The 11,218-nt window shown below is 64.8% G+C and carries 8 protein-coding genes; 4 read left to right on the top strand and 4 right to left on the bottom strand.

Features of this window, described 5'->3' with window-relative positions:
- Positions 1-447 (bottom strand): protein adenylyltransferase SelO family protein (locus MOV75_RS13490; RefSeq protein ID WP_247005939.1); only part of this gene is annotated, 447 nt, incomplete at its 3' end.
- A 195-nt stretch (positions 448-642) separates the two neighbouring features.
- On the opposite strand from MOV75_RS13490, the gene aspS reads away from it, so the two are divergent.
- Positions 643-2,430: an aspartate--tRNA ligase gene (aspS, locus tag MOV75_RS13495; RefSeq protein ID WP_246925725.1), complete on the top strand. Its 1,788-nt coding sequence runs from the start codon at positions 643-645 to the stop codon at positions 2,428-2,430.
- A gap of 309 nt (positions 2,431-2,739) precedes the next feature.
- On the opposite strand, the gene MOV75_RS13500 is transcribed toward aspS, so the two are convergent.
- Positions 2,740-4,710, bottom strand: coding sequence for a hypothetical protein (locus MOV75_RS13500; RefSeq protein ID WP_246925729.1), 1,971 nt, complete (start codon positions 4,708-4,710; stop codon positions 2,740-2,742).
- Between the two features lie 246 nt (positions 4,711-4,956).
- On the opposite strand from MOV75_RS13500, the gene MOV75_RS13505 reads away from it, so the two are divergent.
- From MOV75_RS13505 to MOV75_RS13515, 3 genes are all read left to right on the top strand, one after another.
- Entirely contained in the window at positions 4,957-7,266 is a 2,310-nt protein-coding gene (locus tag MOV75_RS13505) for an NADP-dependent malic enzyme (RefSeq protein WP_246925732.1), read from the top strand.
- Between the two features lie 285 nt (positions 7,267-7,551).
- On the top strand, positions 7,552-8,004 hold the full coding sequence (locus MOV75_RS13510) for a DoxX family protein (protein WP_246925734.1): 453 nt from the start codon (positions 7,552-7,554) through the stop codon (positions 8,002-8,004).
- Between the two features lie 253 nt (positions 8,005-8,257).
- Positions 8,258-9,673, top strand: coding sequence for an outer membrane protein (locus MOV75_RS13515; RefSeq protein WP_258719539.1), 1,416 nt, complete (start codon positions 8,258-8,260; stop codon positions 9,671-9,673).
- A 177-nt stretch (positions 9,674-9,850) separates the two neighbouring features.
- Here the strand turns inward: MOV75_RS13515 and MOV75_RS13520 are convergent, their stop codons facing one another.
- Together MOV75_RS13520 and MOV75_RS13525 are read right to left on the bottom strand one after the other, a co-directional pair.
- Entirely contained in the window at positions 9,851-10,414 is a 564-nt protein-coding gene (locus MOV75_RS13520) for a dihydrofolate reductase (RefSeq protein WP_246925736.1), read from the bottom strand.
- A 7-nt stretch (positions 10,415-10,421) separates the two neighbouring features.
- A partial coding sequence (locus MOV75_RS13525) for a polysaccharide deacetylase family protein (protein WP_247005940.1) occupies positions 10,422-11,218 on the bottom strand: 797 nt, incomplete at its 5' end.

The following is an 11,218-nucleotide window of genomic DNA, read 5'->3' on the forward strand; positions in this document are numbered from 1 at the left end:
CGTAGTCGGGATGCCCAGCGCGAACATCGCCTCGCTGACGATGTATTCGCGCAGCACGGGCCCGAGCGCGGCGCGGCCGTCGCCGCGGCGGGAGAACGGAGTGGGCCCAGATCCCTTGAGCTGGATGTCGCGGCGGACGCCATCTCTGTCGATGACCTCGCCGAGCAGGATGGCGCGGCCATCGCCGAGCTGCGGCACGAACTGCCCGAACTGGTGGCCGGCATAAGCCATGGCGATGGGGTCGGCGCCGTCGGGAACCGTCTTGCCGGCCAGGATCGCCGCGCCTTCCGGGGTCTCCAGCACATCAGGATCGAGCCCGAGCTGGGCCGCCAGCGGCCGGTTCAGCTTGATCAGCCGGGGGGCCGCGACCGGGGTCGGCGCGACGCGGGCGAAGAAGCTGTCCGGCAGCGCCGAATAGGAGTTCTGGAAGGGGAAATGGACGGTCATACCGGTAAAGATAGGCGGGGAACGCCGGATGGCAAAGGCTCGAGCCAAAACCAGCCAAAAATGGGCCTTCCGGGCCCAAAACAGGCCGTTCCATTGGTTGCCGCCCTCGGCCTCGTCGGGTAAACCCTGCGCAACTTCGGCTAGGGCATCAGGCCCTACCCGATTCGATCTCTCCACATTGATTTTGGGACGACCATGCATCGCTACCGGTCACATACATGCGGCGCGCTCCGCGAGAGCAACATCGGCGAGACGATCCGCCTCTCGGGCTGGGTCCATCGCGTTCGCGACCATGGCGGCGTGCTGTTCATCGACCTGCGCGACCATTACGGCCTGACCCAGTGCGTGGTCGACCCGGATTCGCCGGCGTTTTCGCAGGCGGAAAAGCTGCGCTCCGAATTTGTGGTCAAGTTGGACGGCAAGGTGCGCCGCCGCCCGGCCGGCGCGGATAACAAGAGCACCGACAACGACGATCTGCCGACCGGCAAGATCGAGATCTATGTCAGCGAGATCGAGGTGCTGGGCCCGGCCGGCGACCTGCCGCTGCCGGTGTTCGGCGACCAGGAATATCCTGAAGACATCCGCCTGAAGTACCGCTTCCTGGATCTGCGTCGCGAGAAGCTGCACCAGAACATCATGACGCGCGTCGAGATCATCAAGTCGATGCGTCGTCGCATGGAGGGGCAGGGCTTCTTCGAATTCAACACGCCGATCCTGACCGCGTCCTCGCCGGAAGGCGCGCGCGACTTCCTGGTGCCCTCGCGCATTCATCCCGGCAAGTTCTACGCGTTGCCGCAGGCGCCGCAGCAGTACAAGCAGCTGCTGATGATGTCGGGCTTCGATCGCTATTTCCAGATCGCGCCCTGCTTCCGCGACGAGGACCCGCGCGCCGACCGTCTGCCCGGCGAGTTCTACCAGCTCGACGTCGAGATGAGCTTTGTCACGCAGGATGACGTGTTCGCGGCGATGGAGCCTGTCATCACCGGCGTGTTCGAGGAGTTCGCCAAGGGCAAGCCGGTGACGAAGGGCTGGCGGCGGATTCCGTTCGCGGAAGCCTTGCGCAAATACGGCAGCGACAAGCCTGACTTGCGCAACCCCATTGAGATGCAGGACGTCTCCGAGCATTTCCGCGGCTCCGGCTTCAAGGTGTTCGCGCGCATGCTCGAGGATCCCAAGAACCAGGTCTGGGCCATTCCCGCACCAGGCGGCGGCAGCCGCGCGTTCTGCGATCGCATGAACTCGTGGGCGCAAGGAGAGGGCCAGCCCGGCCTCGGCTACATCATGTGGCGCGAGGGCGGCGAGGGCGCAGGTCCGCTCGCCAACAACATCGGGCCCGAGCGCACCGCTGCGATCCGTGCGCAAATCGGCGTAAAGGAGGGCGATGCCGCCTTCTTCGTCGCCGGCGATCCCGACAAGTTCTGGAAATTCTCTGGCCTTGCCCGCAACAAGGTCGGCGAGGAGTTGAACCTCACCGACAAGGAGCGGTTCGAACTCGCCTGGATCGTGGACTTCCCGATGTACGAGTACAACGAGGACGACAAGAAGGTCGATTTCTCGCACAACCCGTTCTCGATGCCGCAGGGCGGCCTCGACGCGCTGAAGGGCCAGGATCCGCTGACCATCAAGGCGTTCCAGTACGACATTACCTGCAACGGCTACGAGATCGCCTCGGGCGGCATCCGCAACCACGTGCCGGAAGCCATGGTGAAGGCGTTCGAGATCGCAGGTTACGGCGAGCAGGAAGTGGTCGACCGCTTCGGCGGCATGTACCGTGCCTTCCAGTACGGCGCACCGCCGCATGGCGGCATGGCCGCGGGTGTCGACCGCATCGTGATGCTCTTGTGCGGCACCAACAATTTGCGCGAGATCTCGCTGTTCCCGATGAACCAGCAGGCCATGGACCTCTTGATGGGCGCGCCCTCGGACGCCACCACCAAGCAGCTCCGCGAGCTGCATGTGCGGGTCAACCTGCCGCAGAAGTGAGGCTGCTTTTGCGGCTGGATGCAGTCCCGTAGGGTGGGCAAAGGCGCTTAGCGCCGTGCCCACCATCATCCATCCACATCATCAGGTTCGATTGGCGGGCACGCTTCGCTTTGCCCACCCTACGATCTGCCGCAGAAGTGAGTGTGGCGGTTTCGGTCTCGTGCCCCGGACGCAGCGCAGCGCTACTTAAGCGGTGCGCTGCAGAGCCGGGGCCCACGTCTCAGCGAACATCAGGCTCTCTGGGTCCCGGCTCTGCGTCGCGTCATTTCATGCCGCGCCGCGTCCGGGACACGAGACCACCAGCCCGATCTACAATCCCGTCGACGCCTCGATCCTGAACTGCGCCAGTGCGGCGACCGGCTCGCTGTTCAGGACATCCATGAGCTGAACCACCGGCAGCTTGCCGAGCGGGGTCAACTTGATGGTCAGCGTCTGCCCTGACGTCGCGACGAAGCCGGCGAGCGCATCGACCGCAGCCCTGACATCGAGATTGGACGCCGCGAGCTTCTCGCCCTGCGCGCGGATCATCTCGACGATGGCACTGCGCGCGGCATCGCGGCTGACATCCTGCATACGGGAAAACTGCGCCACGACGAGATCGACGGCGCCGCTGTCGCGCAACGAGAGCTCGATCGCGCCGGTCTCGATCTTCCCGGCATCGCTCATGGCCTGCACCGGATCGGTCGTGAACACGCCCCGCGGAACGTTGGCGAGTGCGAAGCGGGCCTGCGCCCTGGCGAGATTGCCGAGGTCGATCGTGGCGGGCGCGAGCGCAAACGCCCCCGACGATTCCGTCCAGGCCGCGCCGAGATCGAGGTTGATCGCGAGCTTGTCGACGCCCGCCATGATCAGCGGCCGCTGCGCCGGATTTGCGGGATCTGTGGGGGTGACCATCTTCACGACCAGATTGGCCTTGCTCGGGATCGATCCGACCAACTGACCCCAGTTCAGGCTGAGCGTGTCGATGGTGACGAACTGCCGTGTGGTCTTGTAGGGCGCCACCACGCCCTTGATCTCGGCGCCCTCGAGCACGCGGAACAGGCCCAGCATCTGATCGGGCGAGGGCGGTTGACCGTGGCTGCTGAGCCCTGCCGCCCAGCGCATCAGGTTTGCCGCGCTGAACGATTTCAGCGCGAAGCGCTCCATCTTGAACTGCCCTTGCGGCGACGGCGTATCCACGCCTTCGACCGCGAACTCGCCCTCCCGGTATCTGACGGCATTGATCCTGGCCGTCCCTTGCGGCGTGCTCATGGATGTCTTGCCGATCTCGATCTTGCCGATGCGAAAGCCTTCATAGAATCCGGCGAGCTTCTCCATCATCTCGCGCGATTGCGCGGCGGTCGGGACCACCGATCGGTCCGAAGGTATGAGCGCGATGATCTCGGCCGGCCGGAATTTTGACGGCTGCACCGCGATGTCCTCGAAGGTGATCCCGTCGATGTCCATCCGCATGCCCTGGGTCGATTTGAGCACATAGGGGCCGGCCGAGATCTGCCGGTAGACGCGATGGTAGCTGTCGTCGCCGCTCTTCTGCGGATCGAGCGCCGCGGCGATCGCGGTGGCGTCAAAATCGTTGACGATGATGTTGGAGAGGTCGCCGGTCAGCTTGTCCTGCCTGCCCGGCTGCGGAACGTCGATGGTGAAGACGGCGCGGTCCGCCTTCATTGCATCGATCTTGCCGCGCTTGAGATTCTGGATCGCCAGGCCGGAATAGGCGACCTCGCCGCTGCCGGCGGCGCTGCGGCTCGCATCGAAGGTCATCGTCAGCGTCGGAGCCGTGACGGACGATGCCGTGATGCTGGCGTACTGTTCGAGCACATAGCGGTAAAGCTCGATCAGGGAGCCGCCCGTCGGCGCATTGCCGGCGTGAACGGGGCCGGCATAGTCACGTAAGGTGAGTTGCGGGATCTTGTAGGACGCCTTCAGCTTCGCGGCGCCGACCTGGTCCAGCGCGACTTCGAAACCCGTGACGTCGATGCTGTCGGCCGAGAAGCTGCTGTCGTCGATCAGGCGAACGCCCGTGCCCTTGATGCCGGCGATCTTGATCTGCGCCTGCGGCGGCTCGCCGGGAGCGATCGCGATATCCTCGATCGTCAGCGTCCGGGTCGCGAGCTCGAACCCGATCTTGCCATGGCTCGCCTTGCCGCCGCTCGAACGGATCCGTTCGAACGCGGCCTCGACCTCGGCGGTGGCGCGATGCTGGACATAGAAGTTGAAGCCGAACCATCCGCCCGCGCCGAGCACGAGGAGTGCGACCAGGCCGATCAGGATTCGCTTCATTCCATGACTCCGATTGCTCTTTTGCACCGCGCAACCTGCCATATTCGCGAAACGCCGCGCGGTCCAGAGAAAGCTATGGTTTTCAAGCGTTTGACCGCGCGTCCTGTTGATGGGCGCGCAATCGGATGTTGCCACCGGGGCGCCCGGCGTGCTTCATCCCGTTTCCATGACCCGGAAATACGGTCGGCTTGGACAGCCGCCCCGGATCGTGCATTTTGAGGCCGGTAACGCGAGGCGAGACACCGCATGTCGTCCTATTCTGATGATCTCCACCAGGCGGCACTCGCCTATCACCGTCTGCCGCGCCCAGGGAAGCTCGAGATCCAGGCAAGCAAGCCGCTTGCCAACCAGCGCGACCTCGCGCTGGCCTATTCGCCGGGCGTTGCAGCGGCCTGCACCGAGATCGCCAAGAACCCGGCGGAAGCCGCCACGCTGACCACCCGCGCCAATCTGGTCGCCGTGGTCTCCAACGGTACCGCGGTGCTCGGCCTCGGCAATATCGGCCCGCTGGCCTCCAAGCCGGTGATGGAAGGCAAGGCGGTCCTGTTCAAGAAGTTCGCCGGCATCGACGTGTTCGACATCGAGATCGCCGCCGACACCATCGAGCGCGTGGTCGAGACCGTGGCGGCGCTCGAGCCGACCTTCGGCGGCATCAATCTGGAAGACATCCGCGGGCCGGAATGCTTCGAGATCGAGGCGCAGCTGAAGGAGCGCATGAAGATCCCGGTCTTCCATGACGACCAGCATGGCACCGCCATCATCGTCGCCGCCGCCATCACCAATGGCCTCAGGCTCAACGGCAAGAAGCTGTCGGACGTCAAGATCGTGGCGTCGGGCGCAGGGGCCGCGGCGATCGCGACGCTCAATCTCCTGGTGTCGATGGGCGCGCAGCGCAAGAACATCTGGGTCTGCGACATCGACGGGCTCGTGCATGAGGGGCGCAACACCACGATGGACCGCTGGAAGGCGGTCTACGCGCAGAAGACCGACAAGCGTACGCTCGGCGACGTCATCGGCGGCGCCGACATCTTCATCGGCCTTTCGGCGCCGGGCGTGCTCAAGCCGGAGATGGCCAAGGCGATGGGCGACAAGCCCTTGATCATGGCGCTCGCGAACCCGACCCCGGAGATCATGCCGGAGGAAGCGCGCAAGGTGCGCCCCGATGCCATGATCTGCACCGGCCGCTCCGACTATCCGAACCAGGTCAACAACGTCCTGTGCTTTCCCTTCATCTTCCGCGGTGCGCTCGACGTCGGCGCCAGCGCCATCAACGAGGAGATGAAGCACGCAGCCGTCGAGGCCATCGCCCAGCTCGCGCGCGAGGCGCCGTCCGATGCGGTCGCACAAGGCTTCGACACCGGCGAGACGCAAGGCTTCGGCCCGGGTTCGCTGATTCCGAGCCCCTTTGATCCCAGGTTGATCCTGCGCATCGCGCCGGCGGTGGCGAAGGCGGCGATGGAGTCGGGCGTAGCGACGCGGCCCATCACCAATTTCGACGAATACACCGCGCTGCTCGAGCGCTTCGCCTTCCGCTCCGGCCTCGTCATGAAGCCGATGTTCGCCAAGGCCAAGACCCAGCCGGTGCGCGTGATCTACGCCGAAGGCGAGGATGAGCGCGTGCTGCGCGCCACGCAAGTGGTGCTGGAGGAGAACCTGGCGCGTCCGATCCTGGTCGGCCGTCCTTCGGTCGTGGAGGCGCGCATCAAGCGCTTCGGCCTCTCGATCCGCATCGGCAAGGATTTCGATCTCGTCAATCCCGAGGACGATCCGCGCTACCGCTCCTACGTGCAGTCCTATGTCGAGGTCGCCGGGCGCCGCGGCGTGACGCCGGATGCGGCGCGCACTGTGGTGCGCACCAACAACACGGTGATCGCCGCGCTCGCGGTCACGCGCGGCGAGGCGGATGCCATGCTTTGCGGCGTCGAGGGCCGCTACATGAGCCATCTGCGCCATGTGCGCGAGATCGTCGGCTTCTCGCCTGGAATCAGCGACTACGCGGCGCTGGCGCTGCTGATCACCAGCAAGGGCGCCTTCTTCATCGCCGACACGCAGGTTCGTCCCAATCCGAGCGCAGAGGAGCTCGCCGAGATCGCATCGCTCGCCGCGGTCCACGTCCAGCGCTTCAACATCAAGCCGAAGATCGCCTTCGTTTCCCACTCGGATTTCGGCAGCTATGACACCGACTCCTCACGCAAGATGCGGCGGGCGACGCAATTGTTGAAGGACAAGCATCCGGAGATCGAGGCCGACGGCGAGATGCAGGGCGACACCGCGCTCTCCGCTGCTGCGCGGAAGATGGTGCTGCCGCACTCCCAGCTGGAGGGCGAGGCCAACATCCTGATCATGCCGACCCTCGACACCGCCAACGTCGCCTATCAGATGATCAAGTCGCTGGCGGACGCGCTTCCCGTCGGCCCGATCCTGGTCGGCCCGGCGCGCCCGGCGCATATCCTGACGCCGTCGGTCACCGCGCGCGGCATCCTCAACATGACGGCGGTCGCCGTGGTGGAAGCCCAGGAGCGCGCCTCGCGGCAGCAGCCGACGTTGTTCACGTAGGGTCGACGTTCCGCGAACTCGTCATGCCCGGGCTCGTCCCGGGCTCCAAGTTCCGTGTACGGCTGCGCAAGTCGTGGATGGCCGGGGCGAGCCCGGCCATGAAGCGGAGAGAATGGGCAGAACTCGCCGCTATGATTCGATTCCGCCAGGGAGCGCCAACGCACCGCTCGCGTCGCCAACTTTTGAATTGTTCGCAGCTCTCCATTTCCGTGTTTGTAAACTGACGAACGACTCTTCATAATCCGTCGAGCATCCCCGCGCTTTGAGCTTGCCAAGAGGCCGATCATGCCAGCGTTCGTGACTTTCGGGCGGATCCTGTTCGCCGTGCTGTTCATCTACACCGGCGCGACCAAGCTCTTTGCCATCCAGGCGACGGCCGACTTCATCGCCACCAAGGTCGTGGTGCCTGAGGTGATTGCGCCCTACGCCAAGCAGGTCGAAACGGCGACCGCCATGACCACGCCGCAACTGCTGGCGATTGCGGTCGGCGGGCTCGAGATCATCGCGGGCCTGATGATCGCGCTGAATTTCGGCGCGCGGTTCTTCGCGATGCTGATGATCATCTACGTCGCGGTGGCGACCGTGCTGTTCGATGATTTCTGGAATCAGGCGCCGCCCGAGAATGCAAAGATGGTGGTCGACGCGCTCAAGAATCTCTCGATCATGGGCGCATTGTTCATGATCATGGGATACGGCCGCACCACACGCCCGGCCGAAGCGGCCTATGGGGACGTGTAGGAGCCTGCGCGAGTGAGTGATCTTCTGCGGTCGCTCGAACAATGAGTCGCGAGGACTGCGCGGCGCTCGCGGCAGGTGATCGCCGCGTGAACCTTCATTCACACATTATGGCTTCGTGATCACAGCGGCTCCCCAAAACCGCAACCGCGAGGCGTTGCTCGCGGCTCTCCACTTGTGCATCTGCGACGGTGCAGAATATGACCGGTCGTCCGGTTGCATGTGGGCAACCGGCGCGGGGTGATAGGGGCGGTAATTGGTTTATCTGACGCGACGGGCGGCGTGCGCTCTGGGAGTTCTCAGTGCAGCGCATGTCGGCGCCTTTGCTGCCGCGGCAGTTCATGCAGCTGACTTGCCGGTGAAGGCGCGGCCGCAATCGGTGTCCGTCTCCAACTGGACCCAGTTCTATGTCGGCGGCGGACTGGGCTTCGACTTTACGACTGGCCGGTCGCGCCTGGCGCCGGTTGGCGGTGGTCCCGACCTGTTCACGCTCGACGGCCTGCAAGGCGCCGATCTCGGACTGTCCGCCTTCGCCGGATTTGACGTCCAGGTCGCGCCGCGCGTCGTGATCGGCGGCTTCTTCGACTACGACTGGTCGCGCCAGCGCACCACAGCCAGTGCGTCGAGCCCATTCTTCTTTGGGCAGAGCCTGAGCGCTACGCTGCCGTCACTGGACCAGAGCTGGACTATCGGCGGTCGTGCCGGATTTCTGGTGACGCCCGATATCCTGCTCTACGGCCTCGCCGGCTACAGTGAGACGCGGATCAACAACTGGAATCTCAACTACGCGACCTTCGGCGGGCCCTCGTTCACGGTGCAGGAACCGGCGTTGACGTCGCGCGGCTACACGGTCGGCGCGGGCGCTGAATATCGTCTTGCGAGCAACGTCTCGTTGCGGAGCGAATACCGTTATGTCGCGCTCGGCCAACACTCCACGGTCGATCCGCTTGGCGCGATCTGGACCACTGATCTGTCCGAGCATGTGGTCCGGATTGGCGCAGCCTATCGCTTCGGCCAGTTCGGCGGACCCGCGCCCGCTTCGGCGGCACCGGCGATCAAGCCGATCTGGACGGGCGTCTATGTTGGTGCGGGCATTGGCGGCGATGTCATCACACCGCATATCGCGGGCACGTTCGCCGGCGTGCTGGATGTCAACGCCTCCGGTCTCGGCGGCGCCGATGTCGGCGGCACGTTCACGATCGGTTACGATCGCCAGGTCGCGCCGCGCTGGGTCGTCGGCGCATTTGGCCTGATCGATGCCGGGACCAACGGTGGCGCCAGGGTCAAGGCATCTGGCGCAGGTGCCGAGATTTCGTCGGATCTCGCCGCGGTGAAGTGGGGGTGGACCGTCGGCGGACGCGTCGGCTATCTCGTAGCGCCGGAGACGATGGTCTATCTGCTCGGCGGCTACAGCGGCACGACCGCGCAGTCGATCTCATATAATTTCCTCGGATTTCCCGGCACCGCGCCGACCCGGGAATATCACGGCGCGACCTTCGGCGGCGGCTTCGAGCGCTTCTTCACCGACAACATTTCGGCCCGCGCGGAATATCGCGTCACGCATCTCGGGGCGAGGGACGATCTCGCGTCTGATTCCATGACGAGCCTGAGCGCCGGCGGCACGGTGCACACGCTCCGAGGTGTGCTGGCCTATCACCTTCCGGCGCCGTAGCGGGTTACTCGCGCTCTGCGGACTTCCGCGCGTTCACTCCGTCGCGCTTGGAGGCGCGATCTCGAACGTGACCCGCCCTTATGCCGGTCGCAGCGTCGTCCGATACGCGTGGTGAACGCGCAGGATAGGCGTAGGTAGCCTATTGCCGGTACTGTGCATGGGGTTGATTTTCGAGTTCTAATTGGAGCCCCTTGCCGGGCTCCACGGCGTCACGGTCACCTCATGCGCCGCGTCGAGCAGATAGGGCGCGCCCGGCTGCACCCCGTGGGACGCCAGCACCTCGTGCGGCGTCCGCTGGGGCACGCCGACGAAACAGCCTTCGCCGCCGGGCAGGCGCACATGCGGGGCTTCCGACAGCCAGAACGTGTCGTAACGGCCCATGAATATGTCGAATACGGCGGGGCCGCCGATGATGGCGACCATGCCGGAGGCGACGTTCGCAAAGGCGCAGGCATTTTCGAAGCTCGCGTGTTCCGGATTCCACAGCGTCGCGTTCGGCATTTCCGGATCGACGGTGAGCGCCTTGATCTTGCGGGTCAGGATCAGCCGCTTGCGCTTCGGCGAGTTCGGCTGCTGTTCATGCGAGTTGCGGCCGTGCACGATCAACGCGGCGCGATCGAGCGCCTGCTCGAAGAACAGCTTGTCGCCCTCGAACTTCAGGCTGTCGGGCATGACGTGACCGGCGTCAGCAAGCATGCCGTTCGCTGAGACGATGACGTAGCCTTCGATCCGGAAAGACAATTGCCGTCTATTCGGAAACGGTCGTCACCACCGAGTTGACCGGGCGCTGGCTCACAGTCGGCAGCTTGGCGTCCTTGAGCAGCTCCTGGTCGTACTCGGGCAACGTCGATGCCGGGAATTTGGCGCGCATCGCCACCACCTTGTAGCCGCCCGCCTTCAGGCGCTTGAGCAACTCGGGCAGGGCCTCCGCAGTGTGCTTCTGGAAGTCGTGCATCAGGATGATGCCCTTGCCCTTGGTGTCGAGCTTCTTCATCACGGTCTCGACCACCTTCTCGGGTTTCGAGGCCTTGAAGTCGAAGGAGTCGATATCGCAGGAGAAGATCGCGGTGTTGCGGTTGCCGAGATAGGTGACCATCTCCGGCGGATGCTGGAGCGCCGGGAAGCGGAAGAACGGCGAGGGCGAGATGCCGCCGAGCGCCCACTTCACCGCGGACAGGCCCTTCTCGATCTCTTCCTTTCGCTGCGCTTCGGTAAGTTTCTTGTTGTTCAGATTGGCGTGCGACCAGGTGTGGGTGCCCACGGTGTGGCCAGCCGCATAGACCTGCTTCAGGATCTCCGGCTCGTAGGTCGCGTGCTTGCCGATCGAGAAGAAGATGCCGGTGGTGCATTCGTCGGCGAGCGCCTTCAGCACCGCGGGCGTGTTCTTGGGCCAGGGACCATCGTCGAAGGTCAGCACCACCTCCTTGTCGCGCAGGAAGTCGAGGTCCTTGAAATGCTCGAAGCCGAAGCCGGGGCCGCCCGTGGTGTCGATCTCGACGGTGCGGGCGACACCGAGCGCGCCCGGCGTGTTGCAGGCCGCGCGGG

The sequence above is a fragment of the Bradyrhizobium sp. PRIMUS42 genome, assembly GCF_023006515.1.
Taxonomy (GTDB): Bacteria; Pseudomonadota; Alphaproteobacteria; order Rhizobiales; family Xanthobacteraceae; genus Bradyrhizobium.